Raw genomic sequence first — 24673 nt, forward strand, 5'->3', positions numbered from 1 at the left:
TACGACGGGCTGGGCTCCGGACAAGGTATTCCCCCAGTGATGAAGCGCTCTCGGTGCCCGGTTCCGGGCTGTACCCCGCGCCCAAACCCCGGACCGAGTCCGGGTGGGCGGCGAGCTGCGGGACTGAGACAAGCACACTTCCCGCACCGATTGCGCTCCACGCAACGGAAGTTTAATAATCGTTCCAGAACCGCTAACCTGCGGGTTATGTCACCTCGCCCCCGGGGCTTCGACCTCGACACAGCGCTGGACGCCGCCATGACCACCTTCTGGGAGAAGGGTTATGCGGCCACTTCGGCCCAGGATCTGGTGGAGAGCACGGGTCTCGGCCGCGGCAGCCTCTACAACACGTTCGACAGCAAGTACGGCCTCTTCCAGGCGGCCCTGAAGCGCTACGACACCAAGCAGACGACCCGCCTGGTGGAGCTGCTGGAGGAGGGCGAGGGCCCTGCCCGCGACCGGATCCGTACCGTCCTGATGAGCGTGGTCGAAGAGGAGACCGCGGAGCATCCCGCACACCGGGGGTGTCTCGTGGTCAACTCCGCGATGGAGTTGGCCGGCCGTGACGCCCGGGTCACCCAGTACGTCCGGGACACCTTCGACCGCATGGTGGACGCGCTGACGGTCTGCGTGGAGCAGGGGGTGCGGGACGGGTCGCTGCGGGAGGTGGGGGAGCCCCGGGGGCAGGCGCTCTACCTGCTCAATTCGATGTACGGGCTGCGGGTGCTCGGCAAGGTCTCGGACCGGGAGGCGCTGGCCGCTCTGGTGGACCGGGTACTGCCGCCTGGCTAGTTCCGCGGGCGCTCAAGCCGCAGCAGATTGTCCAGCAGCCCCGGGAAACGTTCGTCGAAGTCGGGGCGGAGCCGCAGCAGCATCCCCGTGCCCGTACTGCGCTGGACGATCAGCCCCGCCTCGCGGAGGACCTTCCAGTGGTACGAGCGGGTGGACTTTGACCCCGGTACGTCCAGGGCGGTGCAGGGCACCTCGGCCTCGGGCGCGGAGGCCAGCACGACCACCACGAGCCGCCGGTGCCGGTCGGCCAACGCGGCGTACACCGCGTCGAGTTGGACCGTGTCGAGCGGCGGATGGGAGAGCTGGAGAGGCATCCGCAACCTTTCATGCAGTGGTCATACGGAGATCACAGTCGGGCGTTGCCAGCATAACCGCGGGGTGCCTAAGGTGAAGCGGTACGAAGATTTTCGAACCCCTTGACCTCTGGAGTCCGCCATGACCACCCCCCAGCCGGTCGTCGCAGTCCTCGGCACCGGAATCATCGGCGCCCCCGTGGCCCGCAACCTCGCCAAGGCCGGCTTCACCGTCCGCGCCTGGAACCGCACCCGGGCCAAGGCCGACGCCCTCGCCGCCGACGGAGTGCACGCCGCCGACACCCCGGCCGACGCGGTCGACGGCGCCGACGTCGTCCTGACCGTCCTCAACGACGGCCCCCGCGTCCTCGAAGCCGTCCGGGCCGCCGCCCCGAAGCTCGCCGCCGGAACGGTCTGGGTGCAGGTCAGCACCGTCGGCGAGGAGATCTACGAGATCGCCGCGTACGCCGCCGAGGCCGGGCTCGTCCTTGTCGACGCCCCCGTGCTGGGCACCCGCCAGCCCGCAGAACTGGGCAAGCTCACCGTCCTGGCAGCGGGCCCGCAGTCGGCGCGCGCCACCGTGCAGCCGCTCTTCGACACCATCGGCTCGCGCACCGTATGGATCGGCGAGGACCCCGCGACCGGTGCGGCCAGCCGCCTCAAGCTGGTCCTCAACACCTGGGTCGTCGCCCTCACCAACGGTGTCGGCGAAGCCCTCTCCCTCGCCAAGGGCCTCGGCGTGGACCCGCAGCACTTCGTCGACGCCGTCACCGGCGGCCCGCTCGACAGCGGCTACTTCCAGGGCAAGTCCGCGGCCGTCCTGGCCGAGGACTTCACCCCCAGCTTCACCGTCGACAACGCGGAGAAGGACGCCCGCCTCGCCGCGGAGGCGGCCCGGCGTGCGGGCCTGCGCCTGGACGGCACCGAGGCGGCCCGCGACCGCTTCGCCCGTGCGGCCGAGCAGGGCCACGGCGGCGAGGACATGGTGGCCGGCTACTTCGCGAGCTTCGACGCGAAGCCGCAGGACTGACCTCACCCACCGAGAGACAGCGGGAGCTCGCATGTTGACCGACCGATTCCCTGAACGCACACAAGTCCTGATCGCGGGCGGCGGCCCGGTCGGCATGCTGCTCGCCTGCGAACTCGCCCTGCAGAACGTCGAGACGATCGTCCTGGAACAGGACGTGCAGGTCAGGGACACCCCGCGGGCCGGAACCCTGCACGCCCGCAGCGTGCAGTCCCTGCTGCGCCGCGGTTTCCTGCGGCTCCCCGAGCCCGGACGCCTCGACCTCCACCACCGAACCGGCTTCCACTTCGCCGGACTGCCCCTGCTGGAGATCACCACGCCCACCGCCGAGGGCCCTCCGATCTTCAACCAGTCGCAGTCCGCCCTGGAAGAGGCCTTCGAAGCCAGGGCGCGCACCCTGGGCGCGGTGATCCGGCGCGGAGTACGGGTGAGGGGCCTGACCGAACACGCCGACCGCGTCGAGGCCGAGACCGTCGCCGAGGACGGCACCCGGGCCCGCATCGAGGCCGACTGGCTGATCGGGAGCGACGGCGCCCGCAGCACCGTCCGCGAGGCGGCCAAGATACCCGCGACGACCACCCCGCCGTCCTTCAGCGGGCTGGTCGGCCTCGTGGAACTCCTCGACCCGGCCGCCGCGCCGGGTGGCTGGGCGTACGGACCCGAAGGTGCGACGCTGATCAACGTCAACCCGTACGGACTCAGCCGGGTGGTCGTCCACGACTTCACGCACCCCTTCCCCGACCGCCAACAGCCGGTCACGTTCGAGGAGTTGACGGAGGCAACCGAACGCGTCCTCGGCCGGAGGATACCGATGCGAGGGGCGGCGTACCTCTCCCGGTTCAGCGACTTCACCCGCCTCGCCGACACCTACCGGACGCCGGGACCCGGCCGGGTCCTGCTGGCGGGCGACGCCGCGCACGTGCACGCCCCGCTCGGCGGACAGGGCCTCAACACCGGCCTGCAGGACGCGTTCAACCTGGGCTGGAAGCTGGGTGCGGTGGTACGGGGCGACGCACCCCCGGCGCTCCTCGACACGTACACCAGCGAACGCCATCCGGTCGGCCAGGAAGTCGTCGACAACACCCGCACCCAGGCCTCCGTCATGAACCCGCGCCCCGAACACGCCCGCCTGCGCGCCCACTTCACCCAGCTCCTCAGCGATCCGGCCCAGGTCAAGGAGATGGCCGACACGGTCAGCGGCCAGGGCATCCACTACCCGCAACCGCTCAGCGCGCCAGCCCTGGCGGGCAGCTTCCTCCCCAACCACACCTTCACCACCGACGAAGGCCCGACCACCGTCGCGGAACTCCTGCACGAGGCGCGGCCGTTGCTCCTGCTGACCGAGGGCGTCACCGCTCCCCGAGAGAGCCGGCCCTGGCTCCGTACGGTACGGGTAAGCAGCCGGGAACCCCTCAAATGGAGCGCACTCCTCTGCCGCCCGGACGGGTACGTCGCGTGGGCGTCCCCGGCAGGCACGGAACCGGACTCGGACGACCTCAGCGACGCCCTGACCCGCTGGCTCGGCCCGCCGAACCGTGCCCGGAAGGAGCAGGTCTCAGCAGCCTGAGCCCAGCCTCCTCGGTCGGGCCGGGCAACACCCGCCGCTCGTCCGGCCACCCTTTAATCTGGCCCCGTGAAGACTCAGATGATCGTTCTCAACGGTGGTTCCAGCTCGGGGAAGTCCAGCATCGTCCGGTGTCTGCAAGCGGTGCTGCCGGGGTCGTGGCTGTCGCTCAGCGTGGACACCTTCGTCGATGCGCTGCCCGCGTCCCTGCGTGAGGGGGACGCGGGGATCGAGTTCGCCCCGGACGGTGGGGTTGCCGTCGGGGGCGAGTTCCGGCGGCTGGAGGAAGCCTGGATCGCGGGGGTCGTCGCGATGGTGCGGGCCGGGGCGCGGGTCGTGGTGGACGAGGTGTTTCTCGGGGGCGCCGAGTCGCAGGCGCGGTGGGCGAAAGCGATCGGCGGTGATGTCGAGGTCTTGTGGGTCGGGGTGCGGTGCGAGGCCGGGGTGGCGGCGGAGCGGGAGGCCGCGCGGGGGGACCGGATCGGTGGAATGGCCGCTGCGCAGGCGGAGTTGGTGCACGACGGAGTGTCGTACGACTTCGAGGTGGATACCGCGCGCAGCGGGCCGCAGGAGTGTGCGCGGCGCATTGCCGCTCGGACGGAGTGACGGCTCGTTTGCGAACTAGCCGTGCAGGGTGCCCTCCAGAACCGTGACCGCGTCCCCGGTGAGGTGGACGCGGTCGCCGTGCACGGCGGTGCGGACCAGGCCGCTGCGCGGGGACGCCTGGAGGCCGGTGAGCCGATTGCGGCCGATCAGTGCAGACCAGTACGGGGCGAGCACGGTGTGCGCGCTGCCGGTGACCGGGTCCTCGGGGATTCCGCTGGCCGGTGCGAAGAACCGGGACACGAAGTCGTACCCCTGGCCGGGGTCGGCCGTACGTGCGGTGGCGATGAGACCGCGCAGACCCTCCCGGCGCGTCAGGGCCGCCACCGCGTCGAGGTCGGGGGCCAGGGATCGTACGGCGGCCTCGTCGGGCAGGACGACCAGCAGATCGCCGAGCGGGTCGGCCCGGAGGACGGCTTGGGGCTTGGTGGCGCCCAGGCTCTCCCGTGCCCTTTCCGGTGTAAGTGCTGCCAACAGTCCCTCAGGCACCGGGACGTCAAGCGCGGGAGAGGAAGGGAAGTCCAGCGTGATGCTGCCGTCCTCCTCGGTGTGCGCGAGGAGGACACCGTGCCGGCGGCTGCGGAAACGTGCGGTGCCGCGAAGTCCCCGCACGGTCCGCAGTACGTGTGCCGTGGCCAATGTGGCATGGCCGCACAGATTGGCCTCGACGAGCGGGGTGAACCAGCGGATCTCCCAGTCGGCCTCGGGGTCGTCGGCCAGAGGCAGTGCGAAGGCGGTCTCCGGGTGGTTCACCTCGGCTGCCACCAGCGACAGCCAGGCGTCTTCCGGCCAGTCCCCGGCGGGCAGGAGGCACACACCCGCCGGGTTTCCGGTGAAGGGGCGGTCGGTGAAGGCGTCTACTACGTGGAGCTGCATGCCACGACCGTAGGGGGGCCATTCAAGGTTCCGCCAAGTCCAATCCGGAACAAGTGGACTGGGTCGGAGCTGAGTTGCTGTCGCAACTGACTGACCCGCTGATGTGCCGGTCCCGCCCAGAGGTGTGGTGCATGCCGGGCGAAGCGCGTTACCGTCACCGCACTCCAGGAACCACGCTCTCTGGAACCGAAAGCCGCAGAGCGGGAGCAGGCTCGCGCGCCATCGCGCGGAGTCACGGAGGGGCGGCACCAGCTTTGGTGTGCCTTCCGGAGGATTGTTTTCCATGAAAATTGGCCTTGGCCTTCCCCTTGACGACCCCGCCGCGCTGTTGAGCTGGGCGCAGTGTGCCGACGCCGGTCCGTTCCGTACGATCGGCCTGCTCGACCGGCTCGTCTTCGACAACCCCGAGCCCCTCGTCACCCTCGCGGCTCTCGCCGGTGCCACGTCCCGCATTCGCGTCCAGACCGAGGTACTGATCGCCCCCGTGTACCAGACCGCGATGCTCGCCGAGCAGACGGCGACCCTCGACCGCCTGTCGGGCGGACGCTTCACGCTCGGCATCGGTGTCATGTTTTAACGAAGCGTTGTCCTGACGAAGCGTTGTTCTGATGCGGATCGGGGGTTGTCCCGCGGCGTGGTGGGCGCGGCGGGACGACCCCTTCGGGCCGGCCGTTACTGCAAGCAGCTCGGGCCGAGCAGCACCTTCAGGTCGCCGTAGAGTGCCGGGTCCGCCTTCACCCGGTGCCTGTCCAGGCGCAGCACCGTCGTCTTGCGCGGACCCTGGAGTTTGATGCGGACCTCCGTGTCGCCGCGGTGGTGGGAGAGGATCTCGCCCAGCTTGCCGACCATCGGCGGGGTGACCTTGACCGTGGGGATGGTGAGGACGACCGGTGCGTTCGTGCCGGCGTCGGAGATGTCGGGGACCTGGAGTTCCATCGCGACCAGGCGCGGGATGTCCTCGCGCTTGTCGAGGCGACCCTTGACGAACACCACGGTGTCTTCGGTGAGTTGGGTGGAGATGAGCTGGTACGTCGCCGGGAAGAACATGCACTCGATGGAGCCGGCCAGGTCCTCGACCGTCGCGATCGCCCATGCGTTGCCCTGCTTGGTCATCTTGCGCTGAAGGCCGGTGATCAGGCCGCCGATGGTGGTGACCGCACCGTCCGAGAAGTCACCGCTGGTGAGTGACGCGATCGCCGCGTCCGCCTTGTCGGAGAGGACGTGTTCCAGGCCGAAGAGCGGGTGGTCGGAGACGTACAGGCCGAGCATTTCGCGCTCTTGGGCCAGGAGGAAGGACTTGTCCCACTCGATGTCGCCGATGGGGGTGTCCAGGCCGAAGCCGGGGGAGTCGTCCGGGCCGTCCGTACCCATGTCGCCGAAGAGGTCGAACTGGCCTTCGGCTTCCTTTCGCTTTACCTGGACGACCGCGTCGACCATGTTCTCGAAGACGGCGGACAGACCCTTGCGGGTGTGGCCCATCGCGTCGAACGCGCCCGCCTTGATGAGGGATTCCGTCGTCCGCTTGTTGCAGACGACCGATTCGACCTTGTCGAGGTAGTCGGGGAAGGAGGAGTACTTGCCCTTTGCCTTGCGGCACTTGACGATCGAGTCGACGACGTTCTGGCCGACGTTGCGGACGGCGGTCAGGCCGAAGACGATCACGTCGTCGCCCTGCGGGGTGAAGTTGCCCGCCGACTCGTTCACGTCCGGCGGCAGCACCTTGATGCCCATGCGGCGGCACTCGTTGAGGTACAGGGCCATCTTGTCCTTGTCGTCCTTGACGGACGTGAGGAGGCCGGCCATGTATTCGGCGGGGTAGTTCGCCTTGAGATAGGCGGTCCAGTAGGAGACCAGGCCGTACGCGGCGGAGTGCGCCTTGTTGAACGCGTAACCCGCGAAGGGGACCAGGACGTCCCACACCGCCTGAATCGCCTCGTCCGAGTAGCCCCGTTCGCGGCAGCCCTTCTGGAAGGGGACGAATTCCTTGTCGAGGACTTCCTTCTTCTTCTTGCCCATTGCCCGGCGGAGCAGGTCGGCCTGGCCGAGGGAGTAGCCGGCGAGGACCTGGGCAGCCTTCTGCACCTGCTCCTGATACACCACCAGGCCGTAGGTGATGCCCAGGACTTCGGCGAGCGGCTCCTCCAACTCCGGGTGGATCGGGGTGATTTCCTGCTGCTTGTTCTTGCGCAGGGCGTAGTTCGTGTGGGAGTTCATTCCCATCGGGCCCGGCCGGTAGAGCGCCGACACGGCGGAAATGTCTTCGAAGTTGTCGGGCTTCATCAGGCGCAGGAGCGAGCGCATGGGGCCGCCGTCGAACTGGAACACGCCCAATGTGTCGCCGCGCGCCAGGAGTTCGTACGTAGGACCGTCGTCGAGCGGCAGCGAGAGCAGTTCGAGGTCGATGCCCTTGTTCGCCTTGATGGCCTTCTGGGCGTCCTGCATGATCGTCAGGTTTCGCAGGCCCAGGAAGTCCATCTTGAGGAGGCCGAGCGACTCGCAGCTCGGGTAGTCCCACTGGGTGACGACCACGCCGTCGTTCTTCGGCGAGAAGACCGGTGCGTGGTCGATGACCGGCTCGCTCGACATGATGACGCCGGCCGCGTGCACGCCCATCTGGCGGACCAGGCCCTCGATGCCGCGCGCCGTGTCGATGACCTTCTTGACGTCGGGCTCGTTCTCGTACATCCCGCGCACCTCGCCCGCCTCGCTGTAGCGGGGGTGCTTGGGGTCCGTGATGCCGTTGAGGTCGATGCCCTTGCCCATGACGTCGGCGGGCATCGCCTTCGTAATACGGTCGCCCATCGCGTACGGGTAGCCGAGGACGCGGGCCGAGTCCTTGATCGCGTTCTTGGCCTTGATGGTGCCGTACGTGCCGATCATGGCGACCTTGTCGGCGCCGTACTTCTCGGTGACGTACCGGATCACCTCACCGCGCCTGCGCTCGTCGAAGTCGATGTCGACATCGGGCATGGAGACGCGCTCGGGGTTGAGGAACCGCTCGAAGATCAGGCCGTGCGGGACGGGGTCGAGGTCGGTGATGCCCATGGCGTACGCGACGATCGAACCGGCCGCCGAACCGCGTCCCGGGCCCACCGCGATGCCGTTGTTCTTGGCCCACATGATGAAGTCGGCGACCACGAGGAAGTACCCCGGGAAGCCCATCTCGATGATGATGCCCATCTCGTAGTCGGCGAGCTCCTGGCGGTCCTGCGGGACGCTGCCGTTGAAGCGCCGGTTCATGCCGATGCGCACTTCCTCGCGGAACCACGACACCTCGTCGTACCCGTCGGGCACCTCGAACTTCGGCATCAGGTTCTTCGGCTCGAACATGCCCGAGGTGTCGACCCGGTCCGCGATGAGGAGCTGGGTGTTCCGGCAGCCCTCCAGCCAGGCGTCCGACGAGTCGATCGCGTACATCTCGGCGGCCGTCTTCAGGTGGTAGCCCGAGCCGTCGAAGCGGAAACGGTCCGTGTCGGAGATGTTCGAGCCGGTCTGGATGCAGAGCAGGGTGTCGTGGGCCGCCGCCTCGGACGCGTACGTGTAGTGCGAGTCGTTCGTGACGACGAAGGGCGCCTGGATCTTCTTCGCGACCTCCAGGAGGCCCGAGCGGGCCCGCCGGTCGATGTCGATGTCGTGGTCCATCAGCTCGACGAAGAAGTTCTCCTTGCCGAAGATGTCCTGGAACTCTCCGGCCGCCTTGATCGCCTCGTCGAGCTGGCCGAGGCGGATCTTGGTGGAGATCTCGCCCGACGGACAGCCCGTCGTCGCCATCAGGCCCTCGCCGTACTCCTGCAGCAGCTCGCGGTCCATGCGCGGCTTGCGGAAGAAGCCCTCCAGGCTGGCGCGGGACTGGGCGCGGAAGAGGTTGTGCAGGCCGGTGTTGTTCCGCGCCCACATCGTCATGTGCGTGTACGCGCCCGCACCCGCGACGTCGTCGCCCTTCTGGTGCGGGGCGCCCCACTTCACCGGCTTGTTGTGGCGGCGGGACTCCGGGGCGAGGTACGCCTCGATGCCGATGATCGGCGTGATCTCCGCCTTCTTCGCCTGGTGGAAGAAGTCGTACGCCCCGTGCAGATTGCCGTGGTCGGTCATGGCGATGTGCGTCATGTCCATCTCGCCGCACGCCTTGAACATGTCCTTGAGCCGGGCCGCGCCGTCCAGGAGCGAGTACTGGGTGTGAACGTGCAGGTGCGTGAACGGCTGATCGGCCACGGGTCAAGTGCCTTCCGGGGGAGGGGCGGCTGAGGTACGGCACGCCGAAACGGCCTGGGGCACAGAGCTGCCCCGGGGAGGCGTACGAGGTGTCGGAGACCCCCGAGCCTACCTCTCCCAAGGGGCTGATCAAGGCCGCTCGCAGGACTGCCCGAGTCGGTGTCTGTGCAGGTCAGAGCCACTATTTCGGGAAGAAGGCGAGGTCAGAGAGATGTGAGAAATACCTGTGGATCCGGAGGGCCGGCGCGCCTAGGGTGAGGCCCCGTGTCCCTCGAACTGCACCGCCACGCCGTCGTAGCCGACGCCCACAACGACCTCCTCATAGCCGTCACCGCCCGGCCTCCCCGGCGCTGGGCGGGCTTCTTCCGGGAGCGGTGGCTGCCGCAGCTCCAGGAGGGCGGAGTCGATCTTCAGGTCCTCCCGGTCTTCATCGGCGACGCGTACCGCCCCGAGGGTGCCCTCCGCCAGACCCTCCGCATGATCGAGTGTGCGCACGTCCTGGCCGAGGGCAATCAGGACTCCGTGCAGCTGTGTCTCGACGGCGACGACATCGACGCCGCCCACGGGGCCGGAAAGATCGCGCTCGTCCTGGCGCTGGAGAGCGCACCGGGCGTGGACGCGTCCGTGGAGCTGTTCCCGACGCTGTTCCGGCTGGGCGTACGAGTCGCCTCCCTCGCGCACTGGAGGCGTACGCCGCTCGCGGACGGCAGCGGCGAGGACGCCACCGGCAGCAGGCTCACCGAGGCGGGCGTCGAAGCCCTCTCGATCATGGAGAGCCTCGGCATGATCTACGACGTGTCGCACCTGAACGCCGCCGGCGTCGCCCACGTCCTGGAACTGGCCACCCGCCCCGTGATGGCCACCCACTCCTCGGCCCGCGCCCTGCGTGACCACCACCGCAACCTCACCGACGACCAACTGCGGGGCATCGCCGCCACCGGCGGCACGGTCTGCGTGAACTTCCTCCCGGAGTTCCTGGCGGCCGACCCCGCCGACTGCACCCTGGACCGGCTGGCCGACCACTTCCTGCACGTACTGGACGTGGTGGGCCCCGATCACGTGGGCATCGGCGCCGACTTCATCGAAGAGGTCGACCATGACACGATGCCGCGCTGCTGCGAGGAGGAGCCCTACGGCTACCCCGCGTCACTGCCCGGCCTGTCGGGACCGCGCGGGCTGCCCCTGGTGACGGAGGCGCTGCTGGGACGGGGCGTGCCGGAGGACGTACTGCGCAAGGTGCTCGGCGGGAACGTAACGGAGCTGTTCCGCAAGGAACTGGGGCGCGCGAGGTGAGGCACCGGGCCCCTCCTTCGTACGGGGAGGGGGCCCGGTACCTCGTACGGGGCCCCTCCCCGCGCCTCGTGCGGGGAGGGGGCCCGGTCTGCGCGCCTCCGTGCGGGGAGGGGCCGGGCTGTGCGGCTACGCCCGCGCCACCCGCAGCGTCAGGATCTGGAACGGACGCAGCGACACCGCCACACCACCCTCCGCATCCCATGTGTACGAGGGCGCCTCGGCGTACGGACGCTCCAGGAGGTCCGTCTCCACGACCGACGCCGCCGGGAAGCCCAGGGTCAGCGTGCCCGCAGCCCGGCCGCCTGCCGACTCGTACAGCCGGACGACCACGTCGCCGCTGCCGTCCTCCGCCAGCTTGACCGCCTCCACCACGATGCGGTCGTCGTCCATCGCGAACAGCGGCTCGACCACCGTGCCGGGCGCGCCCGTGACCGTACGCTCCGGGAGGTTGATCCAGTGGCCCTCGCGGACGGCGTCCGTGACCGTGGCGCCCGGCGCGAGCGCGAAGCGCAACCGGTGCGTGCCCTGGTCGGTCTCCGGGTCCGGGTAGCGCGGGGCGCGGAGCAGGGAGAGGCGGACCGTGGTGGTCTGGCCGCCGTCGGCGCGCATGTCGCGGGTGACGTCGTGGCCGTACGTGGAGTCGTTGACGACGGCCGTGCCCCAGCCGGGCTCCTCGACCTGGATCCAGCGGTGCGCGCAGATCTCGAACTTGGCAGCCTCCCACGAGGTGTTGGTGTGCGTGGCGCGGAAGACGTGCCCGAACTGGGTCTCGGCGGCGGACCGTTCCGCCTTCACGTCCAGCGGGAAGGACGCCTTCAGGAACTTCTCCGTCTCCCGCCAGTCGACGTCCGTCTCGATGTCGAGGACCTTCGCACCGGAGCGGAGGGTGAGGCGCTGGGTGACGGTCGAGTCCCCGAAGGACCGGATGACGCTGACGGTTGCCAACTCATCGGTCGATGCCGTCAGTTCAAGGGAATCGACCCCGTCCAGATCCGTCACGTTGTGCCGGTAGAACTCGTCGATGTCCCAGGCGTCCCACATGTTCGGGAAGTCGGGGTGGATCTGGAGGAGGTTGGCAGCGAGGCCCGGGACGACGGCCTCCCGGCGGGCCCCGATGTCGTACGCGGAGACGACCAGGCCGCGGCTGTCGACGGTGATGCGGAGGAGACCGTTGGTGAGCTCGAAGCCGCCGTCGCGCGCCGATGCGACGACCGCTTCCGTCGTACGTACGGCAATGGCCGACGCACCACCCGCGCGGACCGAACGGCGTTCGTGCGGAGCCGAGTTGAAGACCAGAGCCTCCTCACCCTGCCCCGCGAGCGCCGTCTGCGCGCCGACCGTGATCGACTCCAGCTCGCCCCGGATCCGCGCGTACGTCTCGCGCGCCTCGCGGTGCACCCAGGCGATCGACGAACCGGGCAGGATGTCGTGGAACTGGTGCAGCAGCACCGTCTTCCAGATCCGCTCCAAGTCGGCCTGGGGATAGGCGTATCCGGGCGCCCGGACCGCCGCCGTCGACGCCCACAGCTCGGCCTCGCGCAGCAGCGACTCGCTGTGCCGGTTGCCCTGCTTGGTCTTCGCCTGCGAGGTGTACGTGCCCCGGTGCAGCTCCAGATACAGCTCGCCCGCCCATACCGGGGCGTCCGGGTACTCGGCCTCCGCCTTCGCGAAGAAGGCCGACGGCTTCTCGACCGTGACCTTCGGCGAACCCTCCAGATCGCGCAGCCGCTCCGCCCGCGCCAGCATCTCGCGGGTAGGACCGCCACCGCCGTCACCCCACCCGAAGGGAGCCAGCGAGCGTGAACCCCGCCCCTTCTCGCGGTAGTTGCCGGCCGCGTGCGCCATCTGCTCGCCGCCCAGGTCCGAGTTGTACGTGTCGACCGGCGGGAAGTGCGTAAAGACGCGAGTGCCGTCGATGCCCTCCCACCAGAAGGTGTGGTGCGGGAACTTGTTCACCTGCGACCACGAGATCTTCTGCGTCAGGAACCACTTCGAGCCGGACAGCTTCACGAGCTGCGGCATCGCCGCCGTGTACCCGAAGGAGTCCGGCAGCCAGACCTCGTTCGTCTCGATCCCGAACTCGTCCATGAAGAACTTCTTGCCGTAGAGGAACTGACGCGCCATCGCCTCACCTCCCACCATGTTGGTGTCCGACTCCACCCACATGCCGCCGACCGGCACGAACTGCCCGTCCGCGATCTTCTTCTTGACCTTGGCGAACACCTCAGGACGGTGCTCCTTGATCCAGGCCAGCTGCTGTGCCTGCGACATCGCGAAGACGAACTCCGGGTGGTCGTCCATGAGGTTGACCATGTTGGACGAGGTCCTGGCCACCTTCCGCACCGTCTCGCGCAGCGGCCACAGCCACGCCGAGTCGATGTGGGCGTGCCCGACCGCGCTGATCCGGTGCGCGGACCGGACGGCGGGGGAGGCGAGGACTTCGGCGAGTTCGCCACGGGCGCGGGCTGCCGACCCCGCGACGTCCGTGAGGTCGACCGCGTCGAGGCAGCGCTCGATGGCCCGCAGGATCTCCCAGCGGCGCGCGTCCTCCTTGGGCAGGTGGTGCATCAGCGAGCCGAGCACCTCCAAGTCCTGTACCAGCTCCCAGACTTCGGTCTCGAAGACGGTCAGGTCCATCCGCTCGATGCGGTAGAGCGGGTCCTGCCGTGCGGTCAGCCGATCGCCCTCGTACGTCGGGGCGTGGTCGACCAGGATCGGGTTCGACGAGGCCTCGACGTAGAGGAGGACCTCCTCGCCGCCGGCCACCCGGTCGCCGCCGATCCGCACCCAGTCGTTGCGCGGATTGAGCGCCTTCACCGCCTCGCCGTCGGGCCGGTAGACCAGGCCCTCGCACTGGAAGCCCGGCATCTGCCGGTCGAAGCCGAGGTCGATGACCGCCTCGACGGTCCTCCCCGCCCACTCGGCGGGCACCCGGCCCGTGACGCGGAACCAGGTGGTGCCCCAGGCGGGACCCCACGGCTCGCCGGCCGTCGCCGGCTCGTACCCGGCGGCCAGACCTTCGTCGACCGGAACCGGCTCGCCGGGCGCTTCCCAGCGTTCGATGGCGAGGGGGACGGAGTGGGAGCGGACGGCGGGCTGGATCCGCTCCTGGAGCACTCGCCGGAGGCGGTGCTCCACGATGCTGCGGTCGTCGTGCATGAGGGTGGCTCCGAGTGTGTGTGGGGTTACCAGGCGAGGGAGGTGGTGGTGGGGCGCGAGGAGCTCAACAGCGGCCCCACCGCGCGGACTTCGAGGACGGCTCGCTTCTCGGTGTCCGAGGTGCGGTGCAGGGACGGGACGTAGTAGGCGCTGCCCGCCGTGCCGCCGAGGAAACGCCGTGCGCCGTCCGGAAGCACCTGGTGCACCTCGTAGTGCCGGGCCCCGCACACCGGCTGCCACCGCAGGCGCAGCTCGGCGGTGGTGGGGGTGGTGGGGGTGGTGGAAGAGGTGGGGGAGGTGGGGGAGGTGACCCGGTGGTCGGTGATGCGTACGGCGGCGGGCCGGTCCGGGGCGTCGGCCTCGCGCTCGTACACGGAGAGCGCACCGAGCCGCCAGGCGGTGGCCGCCCCGGTGAGCCGTACGCCGATGGCGTCGACGCGACCGGGGGTGCGGCTTCGGCCTCGGGGCAGGCGGGCGACGGAGACGGTCCATCCGTTGACGGTACGGACGCGGGTGGTCGCAAGCCGGCGGACGCGGCCGTCCGAGCCGGTGACGGTCACCTCGACGGCGGCGTTGCCCTGAGGGGTCTGATGGATCAACTCGACGGTACCGCCGCCCACTTCGAGCCTCGTACGGTAGAGATCCAGCTCGACCGGGTTCGCCGCGAAGCCTCCCGCCCCTTGGACGAGGAGGCTGCTGCCACCCCGCCAGGCCGCGTCGAAGTCGAAGCCGACCTGCGGGCGTCTGCCGGAGGTACGGACGGTCCAGCGGCGGGACGGGAGCAGGTCCTGGAGCCCGAGGTGGTTCCACCCGGTGTCGCCGGTCCGGCGGCCGTCCTCGTACCAGCCGGTGCCGTGGCCGGTGTTGAAGGAGGTGGCGAAGGGGAGGGCGGAGACGGTGGAACGGTCGGCGGCGTACTGGGCGGCGGGCCGCCAGGTGCCGGGACCGTTCGGGGCGGTGGGGTCGGTGTGCTCGCCGGTCCAGAACTGGTCGTCGCGGGCGTGGAACTGGGCGGGGGTACGGGTCGCGGACGGGAGCGAGTGCAGCGTCCACTCCGGCCGGTACAGACCGAGGCCGGTGACGTGGTCGCGAGTGGCGGGGACGATGGCGTCCCAGTCCTCACGGGTGTTCCAGCCGTTCGCCTCGACGTCGACACCGGTCATGAGGTCGTACGGGGAGCGGCCCATGCTCTTCGCGTACGCGGCGGATTCGGCGAGCTTGGCCGGGGACCAGCGGAAGTCGACGAACATCGTGCGGGAGTGCTGGAAGAAGGCGGCGTTCTTGTCGTTGAGCGCACCCTGCCAGCCGACGCGGCCCTCGATGTTGAAGGCGTCGTACCAGGTGAGGGAGAGATCGGGGGCGGAGCGGCGGAGTGCCTTGACGAACTCGACGAAATCGGCGGCGAGTTGGGTGTCGCCGCCCGCGTCGGTCTCGCCGTTGATGAACCAGCCGTCGAAGCCGTACGTCCGTGCGACCTCGATCAGCTGGGCGACGAGCGGGAACCGGCCGAACGCGTCGCGCTGGACGAGGTCGCGGGTCCACCGGAGGCTGCCGCCGTAGGCGACGGGCGGGAGGAAGACATTACCGAGGACGCGGACGCCGTTGCGGTGGGCGGCGTCGACGACGGGGGCGTTGGGCGCGAGGATGATGCCTTCGCCGGAGGAACCGCCCCAGAAGACGAGCTCTTCGAGGTAGGCCCAGTGGGTGAGGGCGTAGTAGTCGGCGGCGCCGGGTCCTGTGGAGCCCTGGGAAGGGTTGCGGGTGGTGGGGCCAAAGGAGACGAGGGCGGAGATTTTGGCCTGGTCGGGGCGGGCGGTGGGGTTGGCCGGGCGCGGGGTGAAGCGGCGCTTGGTGGCGAGGGGGACGGTGGAGGTGTTGAAGGCGAGGTCGGGGTCGTCGGCGGCCCGCCAGGCTTTGAGGCTGCGCCAGGTGGCACCGGGGTCGGGGTTTCTTCCCTCAGGGAAGGTGTCGGGGAACCAGTAACTGGCGTAGGGCTGGAGGGATTTTGGGGGTTGCGGGGCAAGGGGTTTCGCCTGGGCGGGAGTGACGCCGAGGAACGGGACGGCGCCGAGGGCGGTGGTGGCGGTGAGGAGGGCGCGGCGGGAGAGGGGCATGGGTGTCTCCGGGGGAGTGGGGTGGGAGGGGCGGTGATGGGGGCGTGCGGTCGGGGGGCGGGGCTCCGCGTGGGGGCCGCCCCGCTGCCCAAGGAGGCGGCGGTATCGCGCAAGAGGGCTTGCGGGCTTAAGAGGCTAGGGGCTAAGGGGCAGGCTTTTAGGGGCGCGGGGAACTGCGCGACCAGCCACGACGCACCCGCACGACGCCCACCGCCCACCGCCGCCCACGCTCCCGCTCCCGCTCCCCGCCCCCCTCAGCCCCCCACCCCCACCACCTCCTCAATCCCCCGCCCCGCCAGGTACCCCGTATCCGAAGCCCGTGAAGCAAGCACGACACCCGCCCGCACCCCGTCCCCCGCCAGCCCCGCCCACGCCTCGTAGAACTCCCCGCCCGGCGCGCAAGTCGCCCGCCCCGGCGCAGTCAGGGGGTCTCCGACATCAAGGACGAGCGCCGTCCGCCGCCGCACAGGCTCCGGCGCCGAACCGGCCCGTACCCGCGCGATCATCTCGGCCACCGCCTTCCCCTGCGGCTTCAACTCCCGTTCGGAGGTGAGCAGTCCGAGGCTGTACTCCAGCTCGGGGAAGTCCGCCAGGTCGCGCGACACGTCGTGCGAGCACCACCACGTCACCCCGTACAGGTCCTCACAGGTGAGCGCGTTCTCCACGGTCGCCGTCACGAACTCCGCCGCGTGCTCTGCGGGGATGAGGGGCGCGGGAGCGCCCACTTCCTGCAGCCACACCGGCCGACCCGGCAACTCGGCCCACGCCCGCGACAGCTCCATCAGGTACTCCGCGTGGTGGACCGTCGCCGCACCCGCCCGCCCGTGCCGCTGCGCCGTCCCGTTGAACACCCACGCGTGGATGGTCGTCGCACCGCCGAGCTGCGAAGCGTGCGCCGGGGTGAAGGGGTGTCCGGGCTGGAACCACACCGCGTCGTACTCCGAGTGCACGTGGAGCTTGCCCGGCGCACCCCGCTCGCAGGCGGCCAGCAGCCGTTCCAGCCACAGCCCCGCCTGGTCGTACGTACACGGATCGGGGTCCGGGTGGGGCCGGTCGGAGAACTGGTTGACCTCGTTGCCGAGCGTCATCCCGATGAAGTTCGGCCGCTCGGCGAGAGAGGCGGCCAGCGTCTCCACGTACCGCGCCTCGGCCTCCACCACGTCCGGGTCCGTGAACATGTTCCGCCGGTGCCACGTCGTGAGCCACGCCGGTACGAAGTCGAAGCTCGACAGGTGCCCCTGCAGCGCGTCCACCGCCACGTCGAGCCCGCGTTCGCCCGCCGCGTCGACCAGCTGCCCCAGCTGCTCCACCGCCCGGCCCCGGATCATCGTCCGGTTGGGCTGGAAGAGGGGCCACAGCGGGAAGACCCGCACATGGTCGAGGCCGAGGGCGGCCAGCGAGTCGAAGTCCCTTCGCACCTCGTCGAGTTCAAAGTCCAGCCAGTGGTGGAACCACCCCACGGAAGGCGTGTAGTTGGCCCCGAAGCGCGGTTGCGGACGTACGGGGCTTACGCGTGCTGCGGACATCGGCCATTCCTCGGGTCAGGTCTTGATGGCGCCCTCGCCGACGCCCTTGAAGAAGTACCGCTGCAACGCGAAGAACAGCAGCATCATCGGCAGCAGCGCCGCCATCGCCCCGGCCGCGATCAGCCGCTGGTCGTTGACGGTCGTCGCGCCGGCCAGGGTTTTCAGTCCCAGCTGAAGCGTGTAGTTCTCGCTGTTGGTCAGCACGATCAGCGGCCACAGGAAGTCGTCCCAGGCCCCCATGAAGCTGGTGATGCAGACAACTGCCAGCGCTCCTTTGGCACTTGGCAGGAAGACCCGCAGGAACCGCTGCCACTCGTTTGCGCCGTCGAGGACCGCCGCCTCCTCGACCTCCTTCGGTACGGCGAGGAACGACGCGCGCATGATCAACAGGTTGATGACCGATACGGCGCCCGGCAGCCACACCCCGGCCAGGGTGTCGACCAGGCCCATCTCACGTACCGTCAGGAACATCGAGATCATCACGGACTCGAACGGGAACATCAGCGTCGCGACCAGCACCGTGAAGACCGACTTGCGGCCCCGCCACCCGGCCCGCGACAACGCGTATCCGCCCATCGCCGCGAACAGGCAGTTCGAGACGATCGCGAGCACCGCCACGGTCAGCGTGTTGCCGACGTACTGGAAGAGCGGGAAGGCCTCCGAGACCCGGGAATAGTTGTCGAGCGTGGGATCGCTGGGCAGGACGCCCTCGTAGACGTTCTCGCCACGGCCCTTCAGCGAGGTCAGGAACTGCCAGGCGATCGGGCCGACGAGTACGACCAGCATCAGACAGAGAGTCAGATACCGTCCGGACAGGCCGATCAGCACCCGCCGGCTGTAACGCTTCGGCTTGTCGGCAACGCGGGAAACAGCGCTTGTGCTCAACTCTCGTCCCCCTTCGAGAGACGGTGCCCCAGCAGGCTGAACACCAGCGTGAGCAGGAACAGCAGGATGGATATGGCCGCCGCGTAACCCGTCTCGCCGGCGAACCCGAGACCCACCTGACGTATCAGGAACGGCAGCGTCCGGGAGTCGCCGCCAGGACCGCCGCTCTCGCCGCCCAGGATGTAGATCTCGGTGAAGACGCGCAGTGCCGAGATCGCCGACAACGTCCCGACCAGCAGCATCATCGGTTTCACGCTCGGCACGGTGATGCTGAAGAAGCGCCGCAGCGTCCCCGCGCCGTCGATGGCCGCGGCCTCGTACAGCGACGTCGGTACGTTCCCCAGCGCGGCCAGGTAGAAGACCATGTAGTAGCCCAGGCCCTTCCACACCGTCACGATCATCGCCGAGACCAGCAGCATCGTGGAGTCGGTGAGGAACGGGATCGGCTCGCTGATCAGGCTCAGCTTCTCGAAGACCGTGTTCACCAGCCCGTCGCTGCGCAGGATCCACTGCCACATCAGGCCGACGACGACCGCCGACGCGATGACCGGCGTGTAGAAGGCGGACCTGAAGAAGCCGATGCCGGGGATCTTCTTCTGTACGAGCACGGCCAGCGCCAGCGGCAGGAACACCAGGCACGGCACGACCACGACCGTGTACAGCACGCTGTTGAACAGGGCGAGCCAGAAGGTGTCGTCCGCCACCGCCCGTGCGTAGTTGTCGAACCCCACGAAGCCGCCGCCGCGCAGGATTTGAGCATCCGTCAGAGAGAGGATGACGGTGTTGACGAACGGCCAGAGGCTGAACGTCAGCACCAGGGCGAGCCCCGGCAGCAGGAACAGGTACGGCGTCCACCAGCGGCGGTGCACCAGGCCCGTCTCCATGCCCATGGCCTTCTTGAGGCGGCGGGCCTCGCGCTTGCCCCCGGGGAGGGCGGGGCCGCTGCCCCGCGCGGTCGGCTCCGCGCGGGGCCCGGTGTCCGTACCGGTACCGGTCAGCTGTGGCACGACGTACTCGCTTCCGGCGTGAGGGGTGACATGAGGTACCTGCCGCCTACTTCTTCTTCAACTTGGCCTGCTGGGCCAGGATCTTGTTCGCCTCGTCCTGCGCCTTCGTCAGCGCGGTCTTCGCGTCGACCTCGCCCTTGATCGCCTTCTGCATCTCGCGGACCACCGCGTCACCGATCTGGCTGGTCCACTCCACGGGCGTGTTCGCGTCGAGCTGGGCCTCCTTCAGCTCCTCCGCGCCGAGCGCCCGCGCCAGGGTCTCCGGGTCCTTGCCGTCGCCCTTGTCGGAGAAGTACGGGTCGGCGAGGCCCTTCGCGTTCGACGGGTAGATCGCGACCTCCTTGGAGAAGGCGACCTGGTTCGGCCCGTTCGTCACCCACTTCGCGAACTCGGCGGCGGCGTCGGGGGACTTGGTGTCCTTACGGACGCCGAGCGACTGCGTGTAGATGCCGATGTGGCCGAGGACCCCGGTGACCGCCTTCGCCACCTGCGTCTTGGCGTACACCTTCGGTGCGTTCGCCTTCACGTCCCGGATGAAGCCGGGCGAGCCGGGGCCGAAGACCAGCTTGTCCGCGCCGTACAGCTGGCTCGTGTCGTCGGACTTGGTGAGCGACTCCTTGGGCATGGCGCCCATCGCGTACAGCTTCTTCATCCGCTCGACCCACTCCACGGCCTTCGGCGTGTGGAAGCTGAAGGCGTCCTTCTTGGCGTTGAGGACCGGGATGCCCATCTTCTGCCAGTCACCGGGCAGCCGCGACTTCGGATCGGCCATGAACGCCGAGTACTTGCCGCCGGACTTCTCGGTGATCTTCTCCGAGTAGTCGAAGAACTGCTCGACGGTCGTCGGCGGCTTGTTGACGTCCAGGCCCGACTTCGCGAAGAGGTCCTTGTTGTACGTGAGGATCTCCGGCGTCACGTACCAGGGGTAGGCGAACACGCCCTGTTTGGCGGGGAGTTTGTACTGGTCCCAGGCGCCGGGGACGAAGTCCTTCTGCACAGCCGGGTCCAGCTTGGCGACGTCCGCCAACATGCCTCGGTCCGCAAGGAGTTGGAAGGAGTCGGTGTTGAGGTTGACGACGTCCGGCAGAGCGCCGGCCTGTGCGTCCGCGACGAGCTTCTCGTTGTAGCCGTCGCCCGGCACGTCCTCCCACTTCACCTTGACGTCCGGGTACTTCTTCTCGAACGCGTCGATCACGCCCTGGACGTACGTGGTGAAGGTCGGCTTGAGCTGCAGTGTGCGGAAGCTGATCTCGCCGGACACCTTGCCCGACTTCTCGGGCTGCTTGGCATCGTTGTCATTGCCGCCGCCGCCCATGCCGCAGGCGGCTGTCGACAGCAGGGTTGCCGCCATGGCGGTGGCGATGGAGATGCGGGACAGGCGCCCACGGGACATCGTCGTTCCTCCTCTTCGCACCGGCCGCGCTGCCGGATTGCGAAACACACGATGGACGGGCGGTGTGCGTGACGTCAACAGGTCTGCCACGGTTGGTTTTTGTGCGTCTGTGAGCTGGACTAATGCGGTTGAGTGGGGAGTTGACACGGAGTGTGGGGCGCGGTAATGCTTCTGTGTACTAATGCGGTTTAGCCTGCACCCTTGGCTGTGCCTTAGCCTGCGGTTCCGTTGAGCCTCTCCGCAGGAAGCGCTAATGCGGTTTAGCTCACTACTCGGTATTCTGCGGCCGGAGTTGGGGGATCGGTTGGACGACGTGCATGCCGGGGTCGCGGTGCTGGAGGTCGGGACGCCGCACCCGAGGTGGCTGCGGGAGGACTCTGTGGAAGTCGCTGTGGCGGTCCACGTGCCGACCGGCTGGATGCCTTTCCGGAGGGCGCGGACGGTGGTACTGGAGCCCGGTCGGCACGCCCGTCTCCCGCTCGTCGCGAGGCCACCCTGGTTTCCCCGTACGGTGGTGGGGAGCCGGCAGGGCCCCGGGCGTGCGTCGTGGACGTCCCGGCCGGAGGCGGGGCCGAAGCCCGCTTCACCCGGCACCCGCCCGTCGGCACCCTGCCCGCCAGCACCCCGCCCGGAAAGTACTCGGTGCTGGCCAAGGCGGTCGGCCAGGGCCGCGTCGCCTACAGCACGGCCGTCGCCGTACGGGTGGAAGCACCGCCTCCGGCATCCGAACCGCCGCGCGTATCCGCTCAGCCACCTGCATCTGCACCCGTACCCGCACCCGTACCCGCACCCGCACCCGCACCTGAGAGGAACCCCGCCCCATGACCGCTGCTGCCGCGTCAGGCGACGGCATCCGGCCCCGGCCGGCGCGCAGGCCCACCATGAAGGACATCGCCCGCCGCGCCGGTGTCTCCGAGAGCGCGGTCTCCTTCGCGCTCAACGACCGCCCCGGGGTCTCGCCCGGCACACGCGCGCGCGTGCGCCGGGTCGCCGAGGAACTCGGCTGGCAGGCCAACAGTGCCGCCCGCGCCCTCTCCGGCGAACGCGCCGGCTGCGCGGGCCTGGTGCTCGCCCGTCCCGCCCGGACCCTGGGGGTCGAGTCCTTCTTCCTCCAGCTCGTCTCCGGCATCCAGGAGGCGCTCTCCGCACGTCAAGTGGCGCTGCTCTTCCAGGTGGTGGAGGATCTCGACACCGAACTGGCCGTACTGCGCCGCTGGTGGGCGGAGCGCCGCGTGGACGGCGTCCTGGTCGTGGACCCCAGGGTGGACGACCCGCGCCCCGCCCTGCTCGCCTCGCTGGGCCTGCCCGCCGTCGTCATCGGCGGCCTGGAGGCCGACGCGCACCACGCCCAGATCCCGCTGCCCCTCTCCAATGTGTGGGCCGACGACGCGGGCGCGATGGCCTCCGTACTGGACCACCTGCACTCCCTCGGCCACCGGCGCATCGTGCACGTCGCCGGAATGCGCGGCCTGGCCCACACCGAGCGGCGCATTGTCTCCCTGCGCGCGGAGGCGGCCCGGCGCGGCCTCAAAGAGGACGAGGTGCGTTCAGTGGCCACCGACTACTCGGACGCGGAGGGCGCCGAAGCCACCCGCCGCATTCTCGACGAGCCGCCGCACACCCGCCCGACGGCGATCGTCTACGACAACGACGTGATGGCGGTCGCGGGCACCTCGGTGGCCGCCGGACGCGGTGTCTCCGTGCCCGGCGACCTGTCGATAGTCGCCTGGGACGACTCGGCCCTCTGCCGGGTCACCCACCCCCGGCTGACCGCCCTGGTGCGCGACACCCCCGCCTTCGGCCGGCTGGCCGCCCAGGAACTCCTGGCCGTCGTCGATGGCTCTCCGGTACGCAGCCTCCAAGGCGAACTCCCGCACCTGGAACCGAGGGAGAGCACCGGGCCGCCGCCACAGTGAGCAAAAGCCGCCTCAGTGAGCACAAGCCGCCCCGGTGAGCCCAAGCCGCACCAGTGAGCCCAAGCCGCCTCCGTGAGCACCAGCGGTCAGCTGCCCAGCACCACGCAGGACTCCGGCGGCAGCACCAGCACCCCGTCCCGCCCCGGCGCCTCCACCGGCTCCCACGCCGCCAGCACACTGCTGCGCCCGTTGCGGCCGAGACCGATGGTCGCCGGGGCGTCGGAGAGGTTCACCGCGACCCTGATGTCGCCCCTGCGGTACGCGATCCAGCGCCCCGCCCCGTCCGTCGCGTGGGCGGCGCGCACCGAGGCCAGGTCCGGGTCGACCAGGTCCGGATGCGTGCGGCGCAGCGCGATCAGCTCGCGGTACCAGGCCAGCAGACGGGCGTGCGGCTCGCGGTCCGGCTCCGACCAGTCCAGGCAGGACCGCTCCCTGGTGCGCGGATCCTGCGGGTCCGGAATGTCGTCGGCCGCCCACCCGTGCGCCTCGAACTCCCGCCGGCGCCCGCTCCGTACGGCCTCGGCAAGCTCCGGATCGGTGTGGTCGGTGAAGAACTGCCAGGGCGTGCGCGCCCCCCACTCCTCGCCCATGAACAGCATCGGCGTGAACGGACCCGTGAGGACGACCGCCGCCGCGCAGGCCAGCAGCCCGGGGGAGAGCGACGCCGACAGCCGGTCCCCGAGCGCACGGTTGCCGACCTGGTCGTGGGTCTGCGCGTACCCGAGGAACCGGTGCGCGGGGGTCCTCGTACGATCGACGGGCCTGCCGTGCTTCCGGCCCCGGAACGACGAGTACGTGCCGTCGTGGAAGAAGGCCCGGGTGAGTGTCTTCGCCAGCGCCTCAAGAGGTGCGCGCGCGAAGTCCGCGTAGTAGCCCTGGGACTCGCCGGTGAGGGCGGTGTGCAGGGCGTGGTGGAAGTCGTCGTTCCACTGGGCGTGCAGACCGAGGCCGCCCGCCTCGCGCGCGGTGGTGGTGCGCGGATCCCCCAGGTCGGACTCGGCGATCAGGAACAACGGCCTGCCCAGCTCGGCCGCCAGGGCGTCGACACCGGCCGACAGCTCCTCCAGGAAGGGCAGCGCCCGCGTGTCCGCGAGGGCGTGCACGGCGTCCAGGCGCAACCCGTCGAGCCGGTAGTCCCGCAGCCAGGACCGCGCGCTCCCGCCCAGATACGCCCGCACCTCGTCCGAGCCGGGCGCGTCCAGGTTGACCGCCGCACCCCAGGGAGTGTGGTGCGTCTCCGTGAAGTACGGGCCGAACAGGGGGAGGTGGTTGCCGGACGGGCCGAGGTGGTTGTGCACCACGTCGAGGACCACGCCGAGCCCGACGGCGTGCGCCGCGTCGACGAACCGTTTCAGTCCGTCGGGCCCGCCGTACGGCTCGTGCACCGCCCAGAGGGACACCCCCTCGTACCCCCAGCCGTGCGTCCCGGGGAACGGGCACACCGGCATCAGCTCGACATGGGTGATGCCCAGCTCCACCAGGTGCCCGAGCCTCTTTGAGGCGGCGTCGAAGGTGCCCTCACGGGTGTACGTGCCGATGTGCAGCTCGTACAGCACCGCCCCCGTCAGCGGTCGGCCCGCCCAGTCGTCCCGCCAGACGAACGCGTCGTGGTCCACGACGGCGCTGAGCCCGTCGGGCCCGTCCGGCTGGCGGCGGGAGCGCGGATCGGGGCGGACCGGGCCGCCGTCCAGGGAAAAGCCGTAGCGGCTGCCGTCCGCAGCCTCGGCCCGTACCGTCCACCAGCCGTCACGGTCCGGATCGCGCTCCATGTCATGGGTGGCGGTGGCCCCGCCCGGCAGGTGGAGCGTGACCCGGTCCACGGCTTCTGGTGCCCACACCTCGAACAGCACTGGCGGCCCCTCTTCGTCGGAGAGCTCTGTCGTCCCGAGCAGTTGTGTCGTTCCCGGTAGTTCTGTCGTCCCGGGCCATTCTGTCGTCCCGGGGCGGGCCGGCGGCCCGAGTCGCAGTGGAGTGCCCGTCCGGAGTCCGTCGAAGCCGCCTCGATGCGTGTTC

Annotated in this window: 16 protein-coding genes and 1 pseudogene; 7 read left to right on the top strand and 10 right to left on the bottom strand. The window is 69.7% G+C overall.

Annotated features, from left to right (window positions below):
- The first annotated feature begins 207 nt into the window (after window positions 1–207).
- Window positions 208–792 (top strand): TetR/AcrR family transcriptional regulator, encoded by a 585-nt coding sequence (locus AB0D18_RS07020; protein WP_362413757.1) that lies wholly within the window; start codon window positions 208–210, stop codon window positions 790–792.
- Here the strand turns inward: AB0D18_RS07020 and AB0D18_RS07025 are convergent.
- On the bottom strand, window positions 789–1106 hold the full coding sequence (locus AB0D18_RS07025) for a helix-turn-helix transcriptional regulator (RefSeq protein WP_362413759.1): 318 nt from the start codon (window positions 1104–1106) through the stop codon (window positions 789–791). The genes AB0D18_RS07020 and AB0D18_RS07025 overlap by 4 nt on opposite strands.
- Before the next feature lie 121 nt (window positions 1107–1227).
- Between AB0D18_RS07025 and AB0D18_RS07030 the strand changes: the two genes are divergently transcribed.
- The 3 genes from AB0D18_RS07030 (at window position 1228) to cpt (ending at window position 4282) form a co-directional block, all read left to right on the top strand.
- Window positions 1228–2115: an NAD(P)-dependent oxidoreductase gene (locus AB0D18_RS07030; RefSeq protein ID WP_362413761.1), complete on the top strand. Its 888-nt coding sequence runs from the start codon at window positions 1228–1230 to the stop codon at window positions 2113–2115.
- 31 nt (window positions 2116–2146) lie between these two features.
- Window positions 2147–3679 carry an FAD-dependent monooxygenase gene (locus AB0D18_RS07035; RefSeq protein WP_362413763.1) on the top strand — a complete coding sequence of 511 codons (1533 nt, stop codon included), beginning with the start codon at window positions 2147–2149 and terminating at the stop codon, window positions 3677–3679.
- A gap of 78 nt (window positions 3680–3757) precedes the next feature.
- The gene (cpt, locus tag AB0D18_RS07040) at window positions 3758–4282 is read left to right on the top strand and encodes a chloramphenicol phosphotransferase CPT (protein WP_362414076.1); all 525 of its coding nucleotides are present in this window, start codon (window positions 3758–3760) and stop codon (window positions 4280–4282) included.
- A gap of 15 nt (window positions 4283–4297) precedes the next feature.
- Here cpt and AB0D18_RS07045 read toward each other — a convergent pair whose 3' ends face one another.
- Window positions 4298–5155, bottom strand: a complete 858-nt coding sequence (locus tag AB0D18_RS07045; protein ID WP_362413764.1) for a PhzF family phenazine biosynthesis protein — start codon at window positions 5153–5155, stop codon at window positions 4298–4300.
- A 283-nt stretch (window positions 5156–5438) separates the two neighbouring features.
- On the opposite strand from AB0D18_RS07045, the pseudogene AB0D18_RS07050 reads away from it, so the two are divergent.
- Window positions 5439–5723: pseudogene (locus AB0D18_RS07050) on the top strand (LLM class flavin-dependent oxidoreductase); the annotation flags it as partial.
- Between the two features lie 104 nt (window positions 5724–5827).
- On the opposite strand, the gene dnaE reads toward AB0D18_RS07050, so the two are convergent.
- The gene (gene dnaE / locus AB0D18_RS07055) at window positions 5828–9367 is read right to left on the bottom strand and encodes a DNA polymerase III subunit alpha (RefSeq protein ID WP_362413766.1); all 3540 of its coding nucleotides are present in this window, start codon (window positions 9365–9367) and stop codon (window positions 5828–5830) included.
- A gap of 264 nt (window positions 9368–9631) precedes the next feature.
- On the opposite strand from dnaE, the gene AB0D18_RS07060 reads away from it, so the two are divergent.
- On the top strand, window positions 9632–10660 hold the full coding sequence (locus AB0D18_RS07060; RefSeq protein WP_362413768.1) for a membrane dipeptidase: 1029 nt from the start codon (window positions 9632–9634) through the stop codon (window positions 10658–10660).
- A gap of 126 nt (window positions 10661–10786) precedes the next feature.
- Here AB0D18_RS07060 and AB0D18_RS07065 read toward each other — a convergent pair whose 3' ends face one another.
- The 6 genes from AB0D18_RS07065 to AB0D18_RS07090 all read right to left on the bottom strand — a co-directional run bounded on the left by AB0D18_RS07065 (window position 10787) and on the right by AB0D18_RS07090 (window position 20744).
- The gene (locus tag AB0D18_RS07065) at window positions 10787–13819 is read right to left on the bottom strand and encodes a glycoside hydrolase family 38 C-terminal domain-containing protein (protein ID WP_362413770.1); all 3033 of its coding nucleotides are present in this window, start codon (window positions 13817–13819) and stop codon (window positions 10787–10789) included.
- 26 nt (window positions 13820–13845) lie between these two features.
- Window positions 13846–15933, bottom strand: a complete 2088-nt coding sequence (locus tag AB0D18_RS07070) for an endo-beta-N-acetylglucosaminidase (RefSeq protein WP_362413772.1) — start codon at window positions 15931–15933, stop codon at window positions 13846–13848.
- Window positions 15934–16187: 254 nt separating this feature from the next.
- A complete protein-coding gene (locus tag AB0D18_RS07075; protein ID WP_362413774.1) occupies window positions 16188–17459 on the bottom strand; it encodes a glycosyl hydrolase in 1272 nt (423 codons plus the stop codon).
- Between the two features lie 15 nt (window positions 17460–17474).
- Window positions 17475–18344 (bottom strand): carbohydrate ABC transporter permease, encoded by an 870-nt coding sequence (locus AB0D18_RS07080; RefSeq protein WP_362413776.1) that lies wholly within the window; start codon window positions 18342–18344, stop codon window positions 17475–17477.
- Window positions 18341–19234 carry a sugar ABC transporter permease gene (locus AB0D18_RS07085; protein WP_362414078.1) on the bottom strand — a complete coding sequence of 298 codons (894 nt, stop codon included), beginning with the start codon at window positions 19232–19234 and terminating at the stop codon, window positions 18341–18343. Before AB0D18_RS07085 ends, AB0D18_RS07080 begins: the two co-directional genes overlap by 4 nt.
- Window positions 19235–19397: 163 nt before the next feature.
- Window positions 19398–20744 (bottom strand): sugar ABC transporter substrate-binding protein, encoded by a 1347-nt coding sequence (locus AB0D18_RS07090; RefSeq protein WP_362413777.1) that lies wholly within the window; start codon window positions 20742–20744, stop codon window positions 19398–19400.
- An 821-nt stretch (window positions 20745–21565) separates the two neighbouring features.
- Here AB0D18_RS07090 and AB0D18_RS07095 point away from each other — a divergent pair.
- The gene (locus AB0D18_RS07095) at window positions 21566–22660 is read left to right on the top strand and encodes a LacI family DNA-binding transcriptional regulator (RefSeq protein ID WP_362413779.1); all 1095 of its coding nucleotides are present in this window, start codon (window positions 21566–21568) and stop codon (window positions 22658–22660) included.
- Between the two features lie 86 nt (window positions 22661–22746).
- Here AB0D18_RS07095 and treZ read toward each other — a convergent pair whose 3' ends face one another.
- Entirely contained in the window at window positions 22747–24510 is a 1764-nt protein-coding gene (gene treZ / locus AB0D18_RS07100; RefSeq protein ID WP_362413781.1) for a malto-oligosyltrehalose trehalohydrolase, read from the bottom strand.
- Window positions 24511–24673: the final 163 nt, after the last annotated feature.

Origin of the sequence: Streptomyces sp. NPDC048442, from assembly GCF_040651475.1 — a bacterium.
Lineage (GTDB): Bacteria > Actinomycetota > Actinomycetes > Streptomycetales > Streptomycetaceae > Streptomyces.